The organism is Bacillus sp. LSHTCR4 (genome assembly GCF_057197025.1).
This window is the reverse complement of sequence record NZ_JBXUNO010000001.1, coordinates 1,950,522-1,972,453: the sequence shown is the minus strand read 5'-3', so window position 1 is coordinate 1,972,453 and position 21,932 is coordinate 1,950,522. Positions and strand designations below refer to the sequence as shown.

Annotated in this window: 19 protein-coding genes; 15 read left to right on the top strand and 4 right to left on the bottom strand. The window is 33.8% G+C overall.

The window, feature by feature from the left end:
- Nucleotides 1–50: 50 nt before the first annotated feature.
- The 11 genes from AC2CGR_RS10190 to colA all read left to right on the top strand — a co-directional run bounded on the left by AC2CGR_RS10190 (nt 51) and on the right by colA (nt 12,476).
- Nucleotides 51–479 carry a MarR family winged helix-turn-helix transcriptional regulator gene (locus AC2CGR_RS10190; protein WP_000204172.1) on the top strand — a complete coding sequence of 143 codons (429 nt, stop codon included), beginning with the start codon at nt 51–53 and terminating at the stop codon, nt 477–479.
- Between the two features lie 17 nt (nt 480–496).
- Complete coding sequence (locus AC2CGR_RS10185; RefSeq protein WP_029438787.1) at nt 497–1,135, top strand: nitroreductase family protein; 639 nt, start codon at nt 497–499, stop codon at nt 1,133–1,135.
- A gap of 38 nt (nt 1,136–1,173) precedes the next feature.
- Complete coding sequence (locus AC2CGR_RS10180) at nt 1,174–1,467, top strand: putative quinol monooxygenase (protein ID WP_087964528.1); 294 nt, start codon at nt 1,174–1,176, stop codon at nt 1,465–1,467.
- 148 nt (nt 1,468–1,615) lie between these two features.
- Nucleotides 1,616–2,548: an AAA family ATPase gene (locus AC2CGR_RS10175; RefSeq protein WP_087964527.1), complete on the top strand. Its 933-nt coding sequence runs from the start codon at nt 1,616–1,618 to the stop codon at nt 2,546–2,548.
- Complete coding sequence (locus AC2CGR_RS10170; protein ID WP_087964526.1) at nt 2,545–3,654, top strand: DUF58 domain-containing protein; 1,110 nt, start codon at nt 2,545–2,547, stop codon at nt 3,652–3,654. Before AC2CGR_RS10175 ends, AC2CGR_RS10170 begins: the two co-directional genes overlap by 4 nt.
- Nucleotides 3,655–3,669: 15 nt before the next feature.
- On the top strand, nt 3,670–4,401 hold the full coding sequence (locus AC2CGR_RS10165; protein ID WP_484480791.1) for a signal peptidase II: 732 nt from the start codon (nt 3,670–3,672) through the stop codon (nt 4,399–4,401).
- A gap of 184 nt (nt 4,402–4,585) precedes the next feature.
- Nucleotides 4,586–5,092, top strand: a complete 507-nt coding sequence (locus AC2CGR_RS10160) for a DUF3902 family protein (protein ID WP_484480790.1) — start codon at nt 4,586–4,588, stop codon at nt 5,090–5,092.
- Between the two features lie 327 nt (nt 5,093–5,419).
- On the top strand, nt 5,420–6,586 hold the full coding sequence (locus AC2CGR_RS10155; RefSeq protein ID WP_270185025.1) for a serine hydrolase domain-containing protein: 1,167 nt from the start codon (nt 5,420–5,422) through the stop codon (nt 6,584–6,586).
- 369 nt (nt 6,587–6,955) lie between these two features.
- Nucleotides 6,956–8,710: an adenine deaminase C-terminal domain-containing protein gene (locus AC2CGR_RS10150; protein ID WP_000531413.1), complete on the top strand. Its 1,755-nt coding sequence runs from the start codon at nt 6,956–6,958 to the stop codon at nt 8,708–8,710.
- Nucleotides 8,711–8,823: 113 nt separating this feature from the next.
- Complete coding sequence (locus tag AC2CGR_RS10145) at nt 8,824–9,336, top strand: hypothetical protein (protein WP_484480789.1); 513 nt, start codon at nt 8,824–8,826, stop codon at nt 9,334–9,336.
- A gap of 503 nt (nt 9,337–9,839) precedes the next feature.
- Entirely contained in the window at nt 9,840–12,476 is a 2,637-nt protein-coding gene (gene colA, locus AC2CGR_RS10140; protein ID WP_061403011.1) for a collagenase ColA, read from the top strand.
- A gap of 218 nt (nt 12,477–12,694) precedes the next feature.
- Here the strand turns inward: colA and AC2CGR_RS10135 are convergent, their stop codons facing one another.
- Nucleotides 12,695–14,086, bottom strand: coding sequence for a catalase (locus AC2CGR_RS10135; protein WP_484480788.1), 1,392 nt, complete (start codon nt 14,084–14,086; stop codon nt 12,695–12,697).
- 272 nt (nt 14,087–14,358) lie between these two features.
- On the opposite strand from AC2CGR_RS10135, the gene AC2CGR_RS10130 reads away from it, so the two are divergent.
- Nucleotides 14,359–15,576, top strand: coding sequence for an aspartate aminotransferase family protein (locus AC2CGR_RS10130; protein WP_484480787.1), 1,218 nt, complete (start codon nt 14,359–14,361; stop codon nt 15,574–15,576).
- 228 nt (nt 15,577–15,804) lie between these two features.
- Complete coding sequence (locus AC2CGR_RS10125; RefSeq protein ID WP_001977358.1) at nt 15,805–17,262, top strand: MFS transporter; 1,458 nt, start codon at nt 15,805–15,807, stop codon at nt 17,260–17,262.
- 56 nt (nt 17,263–17,318) lie between these two features.
- Here AC2CGR_RS10125 and AC2CGR_RS10120 read toward each other — a convergent pair whose 3' ends face one another.
- The 3 genes from AC2CGR_RS10120 to AC2CGR_RS10110 are packed head-to-tail and all read right to left on the bottom strand — an operon-like array spanning nt 17,319 to nt 20,492.
- Entirely contained in the window at nt 17,319–18,428 is a 1,110-nt protein-coding gene (locus tag AC2CGR_RS10120; RefSeq protein WP_484480786.1) for a DUF4018 domain-containing protein, read from the bottom strand.
- A complete protein-coding gene (locus AC2CGR_RS10115; RefSeq protein ID WP_087964518.1) occupies nt 18,403–19,566 on the bottom strand; it encodes a DUF58 domain-containing protein in 1,164 nt (387 codons plus the stop codon). Before AC2CGR_RS10115 ends, AC2CGR_RS10120 begins: the two co-directional genes overlap by 26 nt.
- Nucleotides 19,563–20,492: an AAA family ATPase gene (locus AC2CGR_RS10110; RefSeq protein ID WP_131102460.1), complete on the bottom strand. Its 930-nt coding sequence runs from the start codon at nt 20,490–20,492 to the stop codon at nt 19,563–19,565. Before AC2CGR_RS10110 ends, AC2CGR_RS10115 begins: the two co-directional genes overlap by 4 nt.
- A 206-nt stretch (nt 20,493–20,698) precedes the next feature.
- Here AC2CGR_RS10110 and AC2CGR_RS10105 point away from each other — a divergent pair, with 206 nt between their 5' ends.
- Both AC2CGR_RS10105 and AC2CGR_RS10100 read left to right on the top strand, forming a co-directional pair.
- Nucleotides 20,699–21,016, top strand: a complete 318-nt coding sequence (locus AC2CGR_RS10105) for a PadR family transcriptional regulator (protein ID WP_087964515.1) — start codon at nt 20,699–20,701, stop codon at nt 21,014–21,016.
- A gap of 7 nt (nt 21,017–21,023) precedes the next feature.
- The gene (locus AC2CGR_RS10100) at nt 21,024–21,560 is read left to right on the top strand and encodes a DUF2812 domain-containing protein (RefSeq protein ID WP_270185030.1); all 537 of its coding nucleotides are present in this window, start codon (nt 21,024–21,026) and stop codon (nt 21,558–21,560) included.
- The last annotated feature ends 372 nt before the right edge of the window (nt 21,561–21,932 follow it).

Sequence of the window (21,932 nt, the reverse complement as noted above, 5' to 3'; positions counted from 1 at the left end):
AACTATTGATGCATCAAACATTTCCGTTTTGTATGTAAAGGAGGGATAGTTTGACAAGTTCATGCTCAAAAGAAGCGATTATTTTATATAAATTACACTTTCTAAATAAAGAAGTAAGTTCGAAATTTGAAGGGTGTACGGGTATGAGCCAGTCTCGATTAGAGCTTATACTTCAGTTATATGAAGTAGGTGAAATTAGTCAAAAAGCACTTCAACAAGAAGTGAATATTGATAATGCGGCGATTACGAGGCATTTAAAGCAGCTTGAGGCTAATGAAATGATTGTAAGACGTAAAAATCCAGATGATAACAGAATTACGTTAGTTTCTCTAACTGAAGAGGGACGAAATAAAATTCAAGCGTTTCAAGAGGAAAAAGAACGTTTTGCAGCATCTGCATTTAAAGGATTAAGTGAGGAAGAACGCGATAATCTTTTAAATATGTTAAATCACATTCAAGAAAATATAAAAGAATTATAAAAAGGGAGAATACAACTATGACTAACTCAGTAAAAACAAATGATTTTAATGAAATTTTAACAGGACGTCGTTCAATTCGTAAGTATGATTCTTCAGTGAAAATTAGTAAAGAAGAAATGACAGAAATTCTTACAGAAGCAACACTTGCACCATCATCAGTAAACATGCAACCATGGAGATTCCTTGTGATTGAAAGTGACGAAGCAAAAGCAACACTTGCACCACTTGCGAAATTCAATCAATCTCAAGTAGAAACATCTTCAGCAATGATCGCTGTATTCGGTGACTTAAACAACTTTGATAACGCAGAAGAAATTTATGGTACAGCAGTAGAGCGCGGACTTATGCCAGCTGAAGTAAAAGAAGATCAAATGAAAAAACTTTCAGCTTATTTCTCAATGGTTACACCAGAAGTAATGAAAGACACAGTACTAATTGACGGTGGTCTTGTAGCAATGCAATTTATGTTAGCAGCTCGTGCTCACGGCTATGACACTTGTCCAATTGGTGGTTTTGAGAAAGATCAAATCGCAGAAGCTTTCGGACTAGATAAAGACCGTCACGTACCAGTTATGTTAATTTCAATCGGAAAAGCTGCTGACAGTGGTTACCAATCAGTACGTCTTCCAATTGAAAAAGTTGCAGAGTGGAAGTAATTTTAAAGAAATAAGTGGAATATGAAAGGGGAAACACCATGATTATTATTCACGCAATATTTCAAGTAGATCCAGCGAAAGAACAATCATTTTTAGAAGAAATTCAGCCACTACTTCATGGTTCAAGAGAAGAAAGTGGAAATGTATCTTATGATCTTTATAAAGATACGGAAAAAGAAAATGTATATACGATGGTAGAAGTATGGAAAGATGAAGCATCCGTTGCGAGTCATAATAAGAGTGAACACTTCACATCTTTCGTTAGTAAAGCAGCACAGTTTTTAACTGCTCCTCTTGATATAAAAGCTTATAATGGAGAGTTAGTAAAATAATGAGATAAAAAAAGATGACTTTAGCTTATAGTGCTAAGGTCATCTTTTTTATTTTGATAGGAATATATTTACTTTTATCGGTATGTGTTATAATTTGGAAAATTATAATTCTTAATTTTCTCAATAAATGAAGACGGGGGATAAATATATGAATATATTAAAGAAAATCACTAATAATATTTCGAAAGTTATTATAGGAAAAGATGAATCCATAGAACTTGCAGCCATTGCTCTAATAGCAAAAGGACATATTTTATTAGAAGATGTACCGGGGACAGGAAAAACAACACTAGCGAAAAGTTTGGCTAAAAGCGTGGACGCAAAATTTCAAAGAATACAATTTACAGCGGATACTTTGCCCGGAGATGTTATTGGTCTTGAATATTTTAATGTGAAGGAATCGGATTTTAAAACGAGGTTAGGACCTATTTTTGCAAATATAGTATTAGTGGATGAAATTAATCGGGCTGTACCGAGGACGCAATCTTCGTTACTCGAAGTGATGGAAGAGCGTACTGTTACGATTGCGAAACAGACACATTCATTACCGGAACCTTTTTTAGTAATTGCAACGCAAAATCCGCTTGAATCTGCTGGCACATTTCCTTTACCGGATGCTCAATTAGACCGATTTTTACTTACGATTCGCCAAGGTTATCCTACGAGAGAAGCTGAAAAGGAAATGATGAATCGGTTTCAAATGAATGATCCGTTAGAAACATTACACTCTATTATTTCAAGTGAAGAAATTATTATGATGCAAAAACGTGCAAGAGAAGTGTTAGTAGGAAATGATGTGCAAGATTATCTTCTTGAAATTATTGAGGCAACGCGTAAGCATGAGCTAATTGAAATTGGTGTAAGTCCGCGGGGGACGTTGGCACTTATGAGAGCAATTCAAGCACGGGCTATATTAAATGAAAGAGATTACTGTACGCCAGATGATATAAAGATACTTGCTGCATCTATATGCGCTCATCGTTTAACGTTAACGATTGAGGGAGAGATGAAAACGACGAAAGAACAAATCATGAAAGAAATTCTTCATACGATTAGTGTGCCAGTGGAGAATGTACGATGAATCAACAACTTGTGTATACACTTTTAGCGGAGCCTTTCGTAATGGGAGTTATGTCAGTTGTAGCCGTTATTTTATGTGTATTTTCAAGTAATCTACTCATATTATCTCTCGTATTTTTATATGTAATTTTAATAGGTGCTATGCATGTTTATATACGTAAAGTATCTCGTGTTAACTGGGAATACGATCAAGGAAATTCGAATGTTTTTATCGGTGAAACGAACAGGTGCAAAATAAAAATTTCAAACAAATCAATTTTCCCTATTTTTAATGTTGTATTCCGATTTAAATGTGAAAATAAGATAACTTGGAATCATGATGAAATAAATAAAAATCATAGTACAGGTTCAAATTATTATATGAATTTTAATTTAAAAGGAAGAGAGTCAGTTTCATTTGATTTACAAGCTGTGGCATTAAAAAGAGGCATTGTGAAATGGGAAGAGGTTGAAATTGTTATTACTGATCTCTTTGGATTTATAACGAACCATATCACATATAAACAAGTTGATACGCCCTCCTATTTAGTCTTACCAGCTGTTCCAAAAATACAAGTTCCTGAATTACAAGAATGGTCACGAGGATTTCGAAAAGCGATGTCTTCACCGCTATATGATGAAACGAAAGTAGTGGGAGTGAAGTCGTATGAAAACGAAGATTTTCGTTCCATCCACTGGAGTGCAACAGCGAAAACAGGGACGATAACCGCGAAAAAATATGAGCGAACGCAATCAGATAAATACGCAATTTATCTCAACTTACAAAATAAAAGTGGTATTTCTTTGCGAAATGATACAGAAGAACTAATCGAATTAACGGCGGGTATATGTAAACAACTTCTTATGCAAAACTGTTCATTTGAAGTATGGATCAATAGTGTAAAAGATAACGGGTTATTGCATATAAAAAATGGGGATAATCGGAAACATTTGCAAAATGTATTAAAAGTACTTGCCTCAATATCGGATCAGGATACGCCTATATCCTCTTCTTATTTTTACACAGCGGGCTTTCGGCGAAAGGAATTGGATGCGGTTCCTTTAATCCTTGGTACTTCTCCAAAGAAATATAGTAGAACAAACAAATGGATTGTAATGAAAGAATAAGAAGGGGCTTATGTCATGGTGAATAAAGCGCGGCATATGAAAGTGAAGTTGTGGAGTGTAAGAGCTTTAATCATACTTTTCTTTGCGATTGGTGCAATAACGTTATCACAAGGTGTTGTGTATGTGCAAGATATAGTAAAAGAACGTTTTTTTACTGAAAAGAAATCTGAAAAAGTTTATAAGGAAACTATAAACTACGGTGATACTGAAGATTATGGAACACCTATAGAAAAGAAAAAAGTAGGAGATAATGGTGAGAGAACGACAACGGGTAAAAAATTTAAAGATTTTGAAAAGGGGAGTTCATGGGGAGACATATTTTCTATGCTTTCAAATTCATGGATTAGTATAGTTTTTTATGTAATGATTGCAGGGATAATTATATATTTTCTTTATAAATCTGTTAGGGAAAAGCTAACGAAATCTCAAATAGGACAGGATAAACAATCGATAACAAAAGAAAATATGGTAAAAACCGAAAATAACAAGAAAGTCATTCATCAGTTTGAACAGCCGTTACCACCAGATACGATAAGGAAAACGTTAGTTGAATGGGAAAGAACATTACCATTTCATGAACAGAGAAGGTCCTATGAAACGATGCAACAGTGGTTAAAAAGAATTTGTAGAACAAGGGATATTATCCCGTTATATGAGTCTGTTCGTTATGGGGAAAAGACGTATACGGATTTAGATGTGAAAGAAATAATGAAGTGGATAGAGGGAGATGGGAAGGTGGATACATAAATATCCACCTTTTCTTTTTTTATACGGAAATTTGATTAACATGAATTATTTTCTTATATGAAACCGTATTTAAATAGGTAAACAAAATTAACATTATTTACTTATACTTCATTACATGTTAATCTATACTTAATTTTTGTAAATTATAATTAATTTTTAAATTTTTTAAGGGTGTGAAAATGTAATGAAATCAGTATTAAAAAGCATACTTATTTCCTTTGTTTTTTCTGCAGTAAGTATGTGTTGGTTGCTGTTCTTATTATTCAAAGGGGACGGAGACTGGTTATTGTCTTGGATAGGCGTATTAATGGCATATTTATCTTTATTCACTTTAATAGATTTATATTGTAAAACTACATACGACAAAAAAATAAATAAATGGCTTATAAAAACATCGGTGACTAGCTTTAGTTTTGCTGTGTTAGGAATTTCATTTTGTATCATACACGAGCTGTTAACACCATGGAGTCTCAGTTTAATGGTGTGGTATTGGTTGGTAATGTTAGTGTTATTTTTAACGACCATACTATCATTAGTCAGCCTTGTATTTATTAATCGTAAAAATCATAATTTCACCGGTGTATATAGAATACTTATACTTCTAAATCTACTTCTTACGTTAGGACCAGTATTATGGCCACTATTACTTTCTATTATCGGAAATGGTATGAACGCTAGTGCAGGATGGTAAAGGTGAATATAGATTAGTTGTTTAAATAAAAGAGAACGTGTTTACATAAAAAATGAAAACACGTTCTTTTTTATTCATTTTAATACGAACACAATGAATCATCTTAAAATAATTAAGATAAGGTGAAATAAAAACGGGGGAGGTTAAGGGACTTTCCTTATTTTTTATGCCCTTTTTATTTTCATACATAATTCTTTCTCAGCAGATTGTATCAAACTTTAAACGTAAGTATTTCGTAAGGAATGGATAAGAAAAAAGAGAGTTTTATCATATAGGATAAAAGTATAGCTTGAATCAATACGATATGAATAGGGGAGAGAAAACCTTATGAAAAAATGTAATTCAATGAAGTTAGCGAGTTTGACAGTTTTATTAGCGGGTACTACTCTATTTACATCTGGTTTTACTGTGAAAGCAGAGTCTACTCAAAATATTTCTAATTCGTCACAAGAACCTAATCAAAAGAATCGGAATGGATGGAAACAAGTAATGCAGGAAACAATACAAATTGGGGCGCCAGGGGTATTAGCTAAGACGTCTAATAAAGGGAAAGTTAATAGTTATACTGCTGGCGTGGCGGATTTAATTACAAAGAAACCGGTGAAATCAGATTTTCGCTTTCGGATTGGTAGTGTGACGAAAACTTTTACTGCTACGACTGTTCTTCAATTAGTAGGAGAAAATCGCGTACAACTTGACGATCCAATTGAAAAGTGGCTGCCGGGTCTCGTGCAAGGAAATGGGTATGATGGAAATCAAATTACGATACGACAACTTTTGAATCATACGAGTGGTATCGCTGAATATTTAAAGTCAAAAGACGCGGACGTAATGAATTCGAAAAAAACGTATACAGCAGAAGAAATAGTGAAAATAGGCCTTTCTCTGCCTCCAGATTTCTCGCCGGGCAAAGACTGGTTGTATTCAAACACAGGATATGTAATATTGGGAATGCTAATTGAAAAAATAACTGGTAATAGTTATGCGGAAGAAATTGAAAAGCGAATTATTGAACCTCTGGACTTGCCAAATACGTTTTTACCAGGAAATTCACCAGTCATCCCAGGAAAGAATCATGCTCGTGGATATGTGAAAATGGAAGAAACAGGCGAGTTGAAAGACATTACGTATTATAATCCGAGTTTAGCTAATGCAGCTGGAGATATGATTTCTAATGCGGATGATTTAAACAAGTTCTTTTCATCTTTACTCGGTGGTAAGTTACTGAAGGAACGCGAGCTAAAAGAAATGCTTACTACAGTTCCTGTAGAAGGAAAAGGGGTTGGGGATGGATATGGTCTTGGAATCTATGAGACTAAACTTCCAAATGGTGTCTCAGTATGGGGGCACGGAGGATCAATTCCTGGGTTTATGACTTTTGCTGGTGGAGTAATTGGAGGCAAGCATACATTTGCTGTCAATGCTAATTCTTTAGGTCCGATTGAAATTCTTACACAGTTTGATAAAATGATGCAAGTTGAATTTAATAAATAGATGAAGAAAAAGCGAATAGGTTTCTGTAATAGTTGTAAATAAAAGAGATGCTTTTTAAATTTCACAAATAAGGACAGTATTAACATTCATGATATGGTATTAAGTATATGTAGAACATAAATATGATACAAGTGTATTTCAAAGTGCAATTCAATCTTATAGTTTAGTATAAAAAGGATGTCAGTTGCATGACATCCTTTTTGTTGTGGGACAAAGATGTATTGTTTGTTTTGAAAATTGTTATTTTTGAGAGTATTCCATATAATGAGAGGTATAGGGGCTATACAGGGGAGTTATGAATGGATAATACTTTAGTTTGTTAATTATTTTGTTTTAATAGAAAAGTAAATTGATTTGGAGTGAAATACATTGGGACAAAATCAGTTTAGATGGAGTAACAAGCAATTACGAGAACATGTTGAAATAATAGACGGTACAAGAAGTCCACACAAATTATTAAAGAATGCAACATACTTAAATTCCTATATACGTGAATGGATGCAAGCAAATATTTGGATTTATGATGACCGTATTATATATGTAGGAGAAAAGTTGCCAGAGCAACTATATGAATGTGAAGTCATTGATTGTGATGGAAAGTATGTCGTTCCTAGTTACATAGAACCGCATGCACATCCATATCAATTATATAATCCAGAGACGTTAGCGAATCATGCGATGCAATCCGGGACAACAACTTTTATTAATGATAATTTAACTCTATTTTTCACATTAAAGCGTGAAGAATCATTTCATTTATTAGATGAATTTAAAAAGCTTCCAGTTAGTATGTATTGGTGGTGCCGTTTTGATGGACAAACTGAATTGCAAAATGGGGAATCTTTATTTAATAGTGAAGAAATGATAGAGTGGCTACAGCATGAAGCAGTTCTTCAAGGAGGAGAGCTAACAGCATGGCCAAAATTATTACATGGCGATGATGAAATGCTAACTTGGGTGCAGGAAACAAAGCGATTACAGAAAAAAGTAGAAGGACATTTCCCAGGAGCATCTGAAGCAACGTTAGTAAAATTAAAACTGTTAGGTACAGACTGTGATCATGAAGCAATGACGGGTCAAGAAGCGTTAACTCGTCTTATGCAAGGTTACACTGTTTCTCTTAGAAACTCTTCCATCCGACCAGATTTAGAAGTTTTATTAAAAGAATTACTGGAATTAGGTGTGAAGCAATTTGATAGATTCTTTTTCACAACAGATGGTTCTCATCCGTCCTTTTACGAAAACGGAATGACGAATGTAATGATTACTACTGCTATAAAGCAAGGTGTTCCAGTAATAGATGCGTATCATATGGCAAGTTATAATATTGCTCGTTATTATAATATGGAGCATATACATGGTTCGATTGGGACAGGTAGAATTGCAAATATCAATATTTTAGAAAGTAAAGAAAACCCAGTACCAGCGAGCGTTATTGCAAAGGGGAAATGGGTGAAGCGTGACGGTGTAAATACGCATGAAGGATTACATATAGACTGGGGTAAATGTAAAGTAACTCCATTATCATTAGATTGGTTCATAGAAAAAGAGGATATGATTTTCTCTAATAAAACGGGTATACACTTATTAAATAACGTTATTACAAAACCATATATTAGTGAAATCAACATAGAATGTGATGAATTGTCAACAGATCATGATGAATGTTTCCTTATGATGATTGCTCGTAATGGCAGTTGGCGAGTTAATACAGTTGTGAAAGGTTTTGCGAAAGAACTAGGTGGGCTTGCTAGCTCTTATTCTGGTACGGGTGACATCATTCTTATTGGAAAGAGTAAAGGAGATATGCTTACAGCTTTTCATAGGATAAAAGAGCTTGGCGGGGGAATGGTAATAGCTGAAAAGAATGAAGTATTACACGAAATAGCATTGCCATTACTCGGGATTATGTCTAATTTAAAAATGAGTGAATTAATACAGGAAGAGAAACAGATGGTGAAATTACTACAAGAGCGTGGCTACGCGTATGATGATCCAGCATTTACAATTTTATTCTTTTCTGCGACGCACTTGCCATTTATACGGGTAACACCTATAGGGCTATATGACGTAAAAAGTGGAAAGATAATTGCTTCACCGGTAAATTTGATAAAGCAATATTAGACGGAAAGATCCTATAAAAGATTTATTTTATAGGATCTTTCTCATTTCCAGCATAAGAATATTGTAAGCCTCAAATGATACAGTATATAAATCATTTGAGGTGATATGTAAATATGAAAAAAACATTATACATTTTAAGCGTATTTATGTTGTGTGTATCAATACAACACGTTGTACATTCCCAATCAGATGCACCAAGGTTATCTTCGGATTGTCTTGAAGAAAGGAAAATTCGAGATGAAAAGTATGTGAAGAATATAATACAGGACATTAAATCCACATTTAATTTAAATATTGATGAGCATAGTTTTTGGGAAGTAAGTAGAAGAGATCTGGAGGCTGCCCATTTGATGTATGGTGGAAAGGAAAATGATTCTTATTATAATTCGCTAACTAAAATTTATGATAGTGGTGGATTTAGCGAGGAGCCTAGCTTATTTGTGAGAGCGCAAGAAGCATTTTTACTTTATAAAGAAAAAGATAATATTAATGTAATGAAACGCCTAAAACTAGACGTTGAAAAAGGGGAATGGCTCGTTATAAAAACGAAAAAGAAGAAAGGGAAAAAAGTGAAATTTAAGCCGTTACAATGTGAAAAAGATTATATGAAAAAGAGAAATGAATAACAAAATACTTATTCATGCTGTTTTTATTCAACGATATTTTGTTGTTGACATGAAATAACAAAGGTAAACGAACGTATTAGCTTTATGGAATATGTTTGTTTACCTTTTTTTGAGAGATTTAAAAATTTGAGATGTTGTTAGTTGAAAATTATTTACTGGCTAATGAACTTATAACATTTAATGAATTTGTTCTTCATAAACATTAGATTTTGTGTCAAATGATTTATACATTGCTGAACCACCTATGTATATTTTATTCTACAGTATTTATAAAAGAATGTTGGCTATTCATAAGAAATATGATTGGCACAGTTTTTGCTTGTATTAAATGTAAGGGAGGGAGATTGTATGTAAGAAATCTGTACTCGTAATAGTATAAAACAAGCTACTATTGCATTATTGATCATAGTTGTATTTATAGCGGAAATGTAAATACATACAAATAAGAGTTTTTTGATTTTAAAATTCAGAATTTTCTTTTAAATTATTAAGGGGGAAATGGCATGGTTAAATATTCGAAAATTTCTAAGTGGATTCTTGGTGTTGGACTAGTGACAATAACATGTAATGGTTTGCAAATTCAAGCAGAGACAAAAGAGAAAAATGTGAAGAACGTATTACAAATGGAGCCGGTAGGAATACAGAAATCTGTTGATGAATTGGCGCACCCTTCAAAATTACAAGAAAATGCATCTTTTACAAAACGGTTAAAATTAGCGGATTTATCGCAGCGTCCACTAGCACCAACCGATAATATTAAACCGTTAGCTGAAGAAAAAAAGTATTCAATGGCTGAGTTAAATCAATTAAATAATAAACAATTAACTGATCTTCTTGTGACAATTAAATGGTATCAAATTCCGGAATTATTTCAGTTTAATAGTGATAGTCTTAAATTCTATCAAGATGATAGTCGAATGCAAGCAATTATTAATAAACTAGCAGAACAAGGACAAGCTTATACGAAAGATGATTCAAAAGGGATTGAAACATTAGTAGAAGCTCTACGTGCAGCATTTTATTTAGGTTTTTACCATGATGAATTAAGCAAACTAAATGAGCGTAGCTACCATGATAAATGTTTACCAGCTTTAAAAACAATTGCAAAAAATCCAAATTTCAAACTTGGTACATCAGAACAAAATAAAGTAATTGCATCATATGGAAAATTAATTGGAAATGCATCAGCAGATGTTGAAACGGTTTTATATGCAGGTGAAATTTTTAAACAATATAACGATAATCTTGCAACTTTCATTGAAGACCGAACAAAAGGAGACGCTATATATGAGTTGATGAAGGGAATTGACTTTGATATTCAGACGGATATGTACACGACTGGAAAAGAGCCAAAAGATACGATGTGGTATCGAAATATTGATAACTTTATTAATGAAGTAAATCGTTTTGCACTACTTGGTACAGTAACAAATAAAAATGGATGGTTAATTAATAATGGAATTTACTATGCTGGCCGATTGGGCAAGCTTCATAGCACGCCGACAAAAGGACAACAAGTTGTTACAGATGCAATGCGAATTTATCCATATTTAGGAGAGCAATACTTTGTTGCGGCAGAACAAATTACTACAAATTATGGAGGAATAGATGCGAACGGAAAAACTGTAAATTTAGATCAAATTCGAGAAGAGGGTAAAAAGAAATATTTACCGAAAACGTATACGTTTGATGATGGAGCAATTGTCTTTAAAGCTGGGGATAAAGTTAGCGAAGAGAAAATTAAACGTCTATACTGGGCGGCAAAAGAAGTACGCTCTCAATTTTATCGTACAGTTGGTAGCGATAAACCACTTGAAAGTGGACATGCTGATGATGTGTTAACGATGGTTATTTATAATAGCCCAGATGAGTATCAATTTAATCGTCAACTGTACGGATATGAAACGAATAATGGTGGGATTTATATTGAAGGGACAGGGACTTTCTTTACATATGAACGTACACCAGAGCAAAGCATTTATAGTTTGGAAGAATTGTTCCGCCATGAATTTACGCACTACTTACAGGGAAGGTACGAAGTTCAGGGATTATGGGGACAAGGAGAAATGTATCAAAATGAACGTTTAACATGGTTTGAAGAAGGAAACGCAGAGTTCTTTGCAGGTGCAACGCGATTAGATAGTGTAGTACCGCGAAAAAGTATAATTGGTGGGTTATCTAATGATCCTGCAAAACGTTATACAGCATCACAAACATTAAATGCGAAATATGGAACGTGGGATTTTTATAATTATTCGTTTGCACTGCAATCATATATGTATAATAAGCGTCCAGAAATGTTCGATAAAGTACATGATTTAATTCGCGCAAATGATGTTTCAAGTTACGATGCATACCGTGCTACATTAAGCAAAGATAATAAGTTAAATGAAGAATATCAATCTTATATGCAAATGCTTATTGATAATCGCGATAAGTATACAATTCCACAAGTATCAGATGAGTATTTAACTCAGCATGATCCAAAATCGCTTTCGGACGTTACTTCAGATATTACGAATGAAGCGAAATTAAAAGATGTGAAAGTAACAAAGAATAAATCACAATTCTTTAATACATTTACACTACAGGGGACATATACAGGAAGTGCGGCTAAAGGAGAAGTTGAGGACTGGAAAGTGATGAATGAAGCAACAAATGATATGTTGAAACGTCTTTCAGGAAAAGAGTGGACTGGATATAAAACATTGACTGCTTATTTTGTAAATTACCGTGTAAATAATGCTGGACAATATGAATATGATGTTGTGTTTAGCGGAGTGAATACGGAAGAAGGTACGGCGGTAGAAAAAGAACCAAATAATTCATTTGAAACAGCAAACCCACTATCTTTGAATATTTTGTTAAGAGGAACCTTGAGCGATCAAGATCAGGGGGATAAATTTGTTATTGATGTAAAGGATCAAAAAGATTTACAAATTTCTGTTACGAACGAACAAAATCTTGGACTGAACTGGGTATTATATTCTGAATCGGATCTAAATAATTATGTAGCTTATGCAACAATACGTGACGGAAACAAATTGCTTGGAAATTATAATGCAAAGCCAGGGAAATATTACTTAAGTGTATATAAGTATGGTGGTGGAACAGGGAATTATACGGTACAAGTAAAATAGCTTACTAGAATTTGTTTTGAAAGGAAACTTATTGTATTTTTTAGCGAAATAAAGTATGTAATGTTAAAAATTAAACTAAGCCAATATATCCCTGTTCTAATTATAGAACAGGGATATATTGGCTTTATATTTTTAAATTAAATAACTTCATTGGGTTTTGACAAGAACAAAATTAATATAGATTTGAATTCTCATTCGTAAAGCATGTTTTAATCTTCTTAATGCTCTTTCATTTTTGTCTCAATGCTTGTTTTTAAATCAGTTGATACTTGATTGAAATACTCCAAAACTATTTTCCTAATATCATCGGATATAACTTTCAAATCACTAGCTAAGTTTTCAGCAAGATGTTCTTTTTCTATCGGTTTTAACTTCGTATAAAATTCACCAGCCTGCGTAAAGTCATCTTGTTTCGTTATTGAAGTTCTTTCAATTTTACCTTCAACGTATCTTCCGTCACCGCTCGTTATTTGATTAGCAGGTGTCCAATTTTGTTGCTTGTTAATCGTTAATTTCCGAAATTCGGGACCAATTCTTCTTCTTTGAGAATCACTATAAATATTCGCACGTCCTTGCAACATTTTATCATCTGATAATTCAGCACCGTCTAGTAAATTAGAAGGGGAGAAAGCGACTTTTTCTATTTGTTCCATATAATTTTCAGGGTTTTTATTTAATACCATTTTGCCTACTGGTATAAGAGGATACACCTTTTCATCCCATACTTTTGTATCATCTAGAGGGTCATAAGAAAGATGCGCTTCATCTTTCGGGTCCATGAGCTGGACATATAAACCATATTCCACAGGTTTACCATTTGCAATTGCATCATATAAATCTTTCCCGCTATAATCTGGGTTTTCAGCAGCCAGTTTATTTGCTTCCTCACTAGTAATGAATTGTACACCTTCAAATGGGTACCAATGATACTTTACATACTTTCGATTGCCTTCTGCATTTTTCCAAACATATGTATTTACACTATGTCCTGGGATGTGGCGAAGGCTTTTGACCGTACCATTATCAGAGTACAAACGCACAACGAAATGTATGGATTCAGGTGCTCTAGCGACAAAACTCCAAAATCTATTAGGGTCTATTAAATTATTTTTAGGTGAAGGTGACAACGCTTGAATTGTTTCAGGGAAACGCATCGGATCGCGAACAGAAAAGACAGGAATGTGATTACATAATAGATCGAAAATACCTTCTTTTGTATAAAATTTTGTAGAAAAACCGCGTACATTTCTAGCAGTATCAGGAGTTCCTTTCGTGCTAACAGCTAATGAAAATCGCACCATAACGGGAACTTTCTCATTAGCATTTTGTAGGAAATTTAGTTTAGTATGTTCGGGCATTGGATAGATTGTTTGAAAATAACCGAACGCACCAAATCCTTTTACATGAACAGGTCTTTCTAAAATTTTTTCGTGAATAAATTCTTGTAACGTCTCGTGAAGCACACTATCTTGCTCTAGAACAGGTCCACGTGAACCAACTGTTTGAGAGTGAAGTATAGCTTGTTCATTACGTTCTCCATTACGTTCTCCATTATCATTAAAGTCTTTCCCTAGTAAAGATTGCCTCTGTTTATCATAGTTTTCATTCATCAATATAGCCTCCAAATCTTTTTCGTCCATTGTTACTAAATATGATTTTATAGCCTTGATTATGTATAACACGCTAAGTTCAAACTAGTTACAGACCGCTAGATGAGAAAAACGCGTATGTAGTGGACCTGTTGAAATAGAAGAAATTATGGAAAAATGAATATCGGGAAGAACATTACTATTAAAATTTCAATCTTAAAAATGAATTTATACATGACTTTATAGAAAATGAACATAAATAAAACAGGGAAAATAACTAGGAGGAATGTAACATGTCGGATTGGTTTCAATTAGATAAAGAGTATATGATGTCAACGTACTGTCGTACAAAGCTTGCGATAGAAAGAGGAGAAGGGTGTAAGCTGTATGATGTGGATGGTAAAGAGTATATAGATTTATTTTCTGGTGTCGGAGTAAATGTATTAGGATACAATCACCCGAAAATCGTACAAACAACAATGGATCAAGTTACGAAGTCGTTGCATCTACCGTTTCATTTTTTAAATCCAGTTGCGATTGAATATGCAAAGAAATTAGTTGATTGCTCTTTAAAAAACGGAAAGGTCTTTTTTACAAACTCTGGTACGGAAGCGACAGAAACAACGTTGAAATTAATTGATAAATATAGAGCTATTACGCATGAAGAACGTGAAGGAATCGTAGTGCTGAAAAACAGTTTCCACGGGCGTACGTTAGGAGCACTTCATTTTACGAGACAAGAAAGTGTGTATCAAAATTTTCCTAAAACATCGATTCCGGTATATGAAGTTGAGCGCGAGAATATAGAGCGATTAGAAGAAACAATTATTCATGAAAATCCAATTGCAATTATGTTAGAACCTGTATTAGGAAGCGGGGGAATTTATCCATTATCGGGTGAATATTTACATGGTGTTCAAAACTTATGTGAGAAATATAATGTACTACTTATCGTTGATGAAGTTCAAAGTGGTATGGGGAGGACAGGAAAACTATTCGCTTATCAAAATTTCAATATTACACCAGATATTATTCAAATTGGTAAAGGAGCAGGAGGCGGGATACCACTTGGCGGAATTATTGTAGGTGAAAGGTTATGTGGTGTATTTGCGCCAGGAGATCACGGCACAACATTTGCTCATTCATCAATGGGGACGGCTTTAGGATTAACGGTATTAAATACATTACTTGATGATGGGTTAATGCAAGAAGCTTATGAAACGTCACTATATTTGAATGACAAACTGCAAGACATTCAGAAAGAAAATTCTTATTATATTCAGGAAGTGCGTCATGCGGGGATGATGTTTGGGATAAGTGTGAATGACACGAATGAAAATGTGAAGAAATTACAGATTGAGTTAATGAATAAAGGAATGTTAGTCGATGTAACACAAGGGAATATTATTCGATTACTTCCGCCGTATATTATTACGAAAGAGGAAATTGACGCATTCACTTATGAGTTTATTTCTTGTATTCATAACATAGCTGCTACAGCAAGTATTTAAAAAAATATAAAAAGCTGAAGAAGGCGCTATTTTAGCGGCTTCCTCAGCTTTTTAAAATAGTAAATTACTTAACCTGGAGAGCATCTCATTGGACAAATAATTAATTATGTGAAACAATAATAACAGATAAGGAGACGTTAATTTTCCTTAAGTGCTTCGAATTAATTTTATTCAATAAGAGAAGGTGTGCTTAAAGAAGTTAAATTAAATAAGGAGCTGTTTTATTATATGCAACAAAATAATGATTTAAATTTTGAACCTCAAGACGTTAATATTGTCAATCCTAAACAAGCCAGGAAAGCAGTAGTTGCTACTGGTATAGGGAATGCAATGGAGTGGTTTGACTTCGGATTATACGCGTATTTAGCGGTAATTTTAAGTCAATTATTCTTCTCAGGTGTTGATAATAGTGGATTGCAACTTGTACTTACATTCGGTACATTTGCAGCAGCCTTTCTCGTTCGACCAATCGGAGGTGTATTCTTTGGTAGAATAGGAGATAAGTACGGCCGAAAAATCGTGTTAAGTACTACTATTATTTTAATGGCACTTTCTACATTATTCATCGCATTACTACCAACCTATGAACAAATTGGTGTATGGGCACCAATACTACTTTTAGTTGCTCGAATGATTCAAGGCTTCTCTACAGGCGGAGAATATTCAGGAGCAATGGTTTATATCGCAGAATCTTCTCCAGATAAAAAGCGTGGTATACTCGGTAGTGGTCTTGAAATTGGAACACTCTCAGGTTACATTGCTGCTTCGGTAATTGTTACCATTTTGACGTTATTGTTAACAGATGAGCAAATGCTCAGCTGGGGATGGCGTATTCCATTCTTAATAGCTGCACCAATTGGTTTGGTCGGTTTATATTTACGCCGTCATTTAGATGAATCTCCCATTTTTGAAGAGATGGAAAAAGCACAAGAGGAATCTGAAGACAATGAACAATTTTCATTTATGGATATTATGAAATATCACAAAAAAGACTTCTTATTAAGCACAGTAATTGTCGCCTTCTTTAATATCACGAATTATATGATTCTTTCGTATATTCCTTCTTATCTAACTCAAGTACTTAAAGTCAAAGAAACAACTGGCTTATTAATTATTTCGATTACGATGGCACTTATGATTCCGCTAGCACTTTATTTCGGTAAATTAAGTGATAAAATTGGTAATAAACGAGTTGTGCAAATCGGCTTACTTGGTTTAACTGTATTTGCAATTCCAGCATTTTTACTAATAGGTAACGGACATATTGCCGCTATATTTGCAGGTATTTTCGTATTAGGTTTCTTCCTAAGTGTGTATGAAGGAACATTACCGTCATTATTACCATCACTCTTTTTCACCGATGTACGTTATCGAGCACTTTCGATCTCATTTAATATTTCTGTATCAATATTCGGTGGAACAACACCACTTGTATGTTCATACTTAGTTCATGCGACTGGTAACCCGCTCGCACCGGCATTTTATTTAACAGGTGTAAGTATTATTGGATTAGTCGTATTTAGTGTACTATTCGTTACAACATCAGGACGTGCGCTAAAAGGTTCATATCCTACAGTAGAATCGAAAAAAGAAGCACACCAAATTGCTAAAGAAGATCCTGAAGAAACACTTTGGTGGCATGAAGAGTCATTAGAGATTGAAGCAGGGAAAAACGCCTCAATTTAAAAAGTAACGTAGAAGTATAAAAAGACTCCTATGAAAATAGGAGTCTTTTTGTTGTGTTATTTCTTTCTTTTCTTTAAACTCTTCTGATATGCATAGAGTTTATGGATTTCTTCCTTAAATTCATACAAAAGTACGGTGTTTTCCTCATTTGAATAACGCACTGTATTATAAGCATTAATAATAATATGACTCTGAATATTTACATCTTCTTCACTATTTATTCTATCTAACCATGCCTCAATAGTTTCTCCTCGATTTCTATTTAAAGGGGGAGTTAACTTACTTTCAAGCTTAAAAATATCTTTTCGAATTTCGTTATGTGGCGGTTTGTTTCGTTTCAAACGTTTTTGGTTCATTCCTTCTTTATCAGTGATGATAGTAGATTCGAAGATAGGTATATTTGGTAAAATTAATTGTTTTCGCTTTTTAACTATTTTCCAAACAACGTAAATAGCAATGGCTACACAGGCTATTATGGTTATGCTATTTATAAGAGTTGGATCAAAATCAGGAGGTGTTTTTCCATCTTCAATTTGTGGTTTTAAGAGATGACCTTTACTCGCCCAAACTCCTTCAGTATCTTTCAATTCAGCTGCTATGAGAAACGGATTTATAATATAACCGACCCCTAATGCGACTATTTCTATGATAAAACTAAAAATAACTCGAATAAAAGGAAAAACTTGAACAATTAATATACTCATTACACCAATCGTAATAATAGAAGCGAAACGTAATAACTGTTGATTACGATTTGCTCCAGTTAACCAAAATGTAATCATAATGTGTATAACTAATAGTAATAGTTTCCCGAGTGGTGGAAAAGGCGCATAAAATATAGCTGAAACACCAAACCAAACAATACCACCTAACGATTTTTGAACTGGGTATCCTGGTCCAACTACATGTACGATAAAGAAGAAAAGCGGTAACATAATTGTGCCAAATAGAGAGAAAGGGAGAAAAATAGAACAACCGATTATTTGAGTCATTAACAGTATGACAAATCCTGTTGTTTTTTTCTTCATTAATTTATGAATAAGAAATACGGCAATATAGCTCGTTGCTAAAAATATAGTAATAGCTATAAGTTCGTCCCTTTCTGTTAATAACGAAAGGAGGAGCAGCAGAATAAAGTCATTAACGTGATAGAGCCAAGTTTTCAAGCTTTTCCACCATCCCTTCGTTATTTATGAGAAACGTAGGTTGCGATAGAAGAGAGAGGTCATTCTTCTGCAAGCCAATGTAAATCATTGTAGACGATCGTTCTCCTTTTCTATTTGTATAATGGAGAAATCCTTGTTTCGGAATTAGTGTGCTATCGTCTGAAATACGTGCCAATTCCTCTAAAGCTTTTGCGTAATGTGTTTGTCCTTCATTTAATGGTAAGTGCAGAGGGCCACCTTCAGCTAATACACTAATAAATAATTCAAACGGTATTTGATGCTTCGTAGCATATTGACAAATGTATGTTGCAAATGAAATAAGGTCTTCTATATTATCTTTCCAACCAAACCCGCGATCAGCAGCTAATGAAAGACAAATTGTCCAACTATAATTTTTAACAGGTTCATATTGCTTTGCTTGTAATTCCTGCATTTTGGCAGATGCTTTCCAATGAATGGAACGGAAAGACTCACGTTCGTACCGTTTCACACCGATAATAGATGTTTCATCATTGTAAAAAGAAAAATTCGTTCGATAAGATCCATTTAAAAGTTGCTGAAGTTCTTGCAAACCTGCTACTTCTTTAGGTGATGGATACACAATAATTTCAGTTCTTAATTTATCAAATACAGGTAAATGTACAGATAATAAATGAAAAGGATCTTTCAAAGCACATTCGAACTGTTCAATTTGAAACACGCCACGCTTCGTTGCGGTTAATGTTAAATCCCATTTTTGCATGGAATGAGCAGGTTGTGAAAAAGGAAAAGAGAATAACGTTTTCGATATTTGATCAATTCCTTGATCTTTATGCGGCAGTAGGGACGGGTCTAAATGAAAATAACAAATACCATTAACAAGTGGTATGTTTGCTCCATTTTTTAAATGAATGAAAAGCTGTCCAGATTCATCAGGGAAAAGACGAGTTGTTTGTTTCTCGTTTATCACTTGAAACTTTTTCTCTATGTAAGCGACATATTTATAAAGGAAAATCGCAAATAAATAGTAGAAGAAAAAGAAAAACATAATGATTCGTTGCGGCATAAAAAATGTAAATAGTATCGCGCCTGGAACAGATAATTGAATAATATGAAGTTGAAAAAATAAAGGTACAGTTACAACGCGCTGTCCATTCATGCTTGCTCAATCTCCACTGGTACGTCAACCTCTTTTAAAATCTTTTGCATAATTTCATTTTTTGTCGTACGTAATGCGCCTTCCATTGATAAGACGATACGGTGATTCCAAACAGAAGGAACTAACAATTGTATATCTTCTGGTGTGCAATATTTTCTTCCACGTAAAAAGGCTAGTGCTTGAACTGCACGTACTAATGCAAGTGAGGCACGTGGACTTACACCGTTTGCGATATAATCATGATTTCTCGTAGCATGAGCAAGTTTAATAATGTAATGTTCTAACGGTTCTGATACGAAAATCTCTTTTACTCGTTTCTGTGCCTCTAAAATATTATCTAAAGTAATAATAGATGTGACATTTTCTAGTGGTGCATCGTTACGAAAACGTCGCATCATTTGTAGTTCATCTTCAGGATTCGGATAACCTATAGAAATTGTCATTAAAAAGCGATCAAGCTGTGCATCTGGAAGGGGGAACGTTCCTTGTGATTCAATTGGATTTTGCGTCGCAATAACAAAGAACGGTTTTGGAAGAGGAGTTGACTGCTTTTCAAGCGTCACTTGTCGTTCTTCCATCGCTTCTAATAAACTAGACTGTGTTCTCGGCATTGCACGGTTAATTTCATCTGCCAGTAAAATGTTTGCCACGACTGGTCCAAGTCTTAACTCGAATTCGCTCGTTTTCGGATTGAAATATTCAATACCTGTCACATCACTCGGAAGTACATCCGGTGTGAATTGTACGCGAGAAAAATTACCACCAATACTTTTTGAAAGTGTTTTCGCAAGTAACGTTTTCCCTGTACCAGGCACATCCTCAAGAAGCACATGTCCATCAGCAAGCAAGGAAACGATTAATAGATCGATAACATTTTCTTTACCTACAAAAACTGATCCTATATTTTCTTTCAATTTATTTATCATATGTATCATTCCTTTCAAAATATAAACGGATATTTCTATATTTTAACAAATTATTCAGAAAATTTATATGGTTTTTCAATTCAAAGAAATAAATATTCAATTATTAAATTATACTCTTGCATATTTTGGAATGTGAATATATAATATCGTTATACGATATATCGCGAGTCGATATATCAGAAAGCGATGTATCGGAGGTGATTATAATGAATACGAAAGCGAGAAAATATATTCCGTTAACTGAGGCAACATATTACATATTGTTATCACTAGTGAAACCAATGCACGGATATGGAATTATGCAATTGGTAGAAGAGATGACAAATGGAGAAGTAAAGCTCGGTCCTGGAACTTTATACGGGAATACGACGAAGTTATTAAAAGAGAAATTAATTGTTGAAGTTGCCTCAACAGATAGAAAGAAGTGCTATGAGTTAACGCTACTTGGTAAAGAAGTATTAGAGCTAGAGTATAACAGGTTGCAGAGATCTGTAAGGAATGGGAATAGTATATTAGGGGAGTGAATGGAAGATGGAGACAAAAAGGGTATTTAAGTTTTTTACGGCATGGAATTTAGAAAAAGAAGAAGCTTTTTTACGAAAGATGCATCAGCAAGGTTGGGGGTTACAAAAATATAATTTAATGTATACGTTTCAGAAAACGGAGCCAAAAGATGTAATATACAAAGCTGATTTTAGATTGGTTTATAAAGATTCGAAAGAACAACAACAAGAGTATTTCGAAATATACGAAATGTCAGGTTGGAAACGCGTAACAAGTTTCACAAGATGGAATTATTTTTGTAAAGAGGTAGAAGAGGTAAATGAATTACCTGATATATACTCAGAAAAGGAGACGAGGGTACAAAAGCTAAATGAGTTATTGCTATTCCTTGTTATTATATCAGCAAGTATATTACCATCAATGTATAACCTATTTTTAAGCCCGATGGAATCAAGGGTGCCAATGTGGGCGAAAGTTATGACAGGTCTTTCAGGTTGTATGTGGATGTACTTCTTTATAAGACTCTCTTGGAAAATCAAGAAATTAAAAGGTGAAATATTATAATAAAGAGCGGAGTTTAAAAGAAGTTGATGAGAGCAATAAGAAATATTAAAATCAACTTCTTTTGTCTCTATATAAACGTAATTTGTTCACTCTTTTTTATATAATAAAAACTAAACAATAAAGATGTAGAACTACCAGTTAACTATATAATCTAAAGAAAAATCATAAATGAATAAGAAAGGATTATTAATAATAAACAGCTAGTTAAAATAATTCAGAATCCTATATATTAACATTGCTTGATGCATTACTCTTCTATGAAAATTAACAAAAGAGTACGAAGTTTAACATATAATAATAAAGAAGAAATACGTTTTTTATTACCGTATATAACGAAAAAATCCCTTATAGAAAAATCTATTTCTAAAAGGG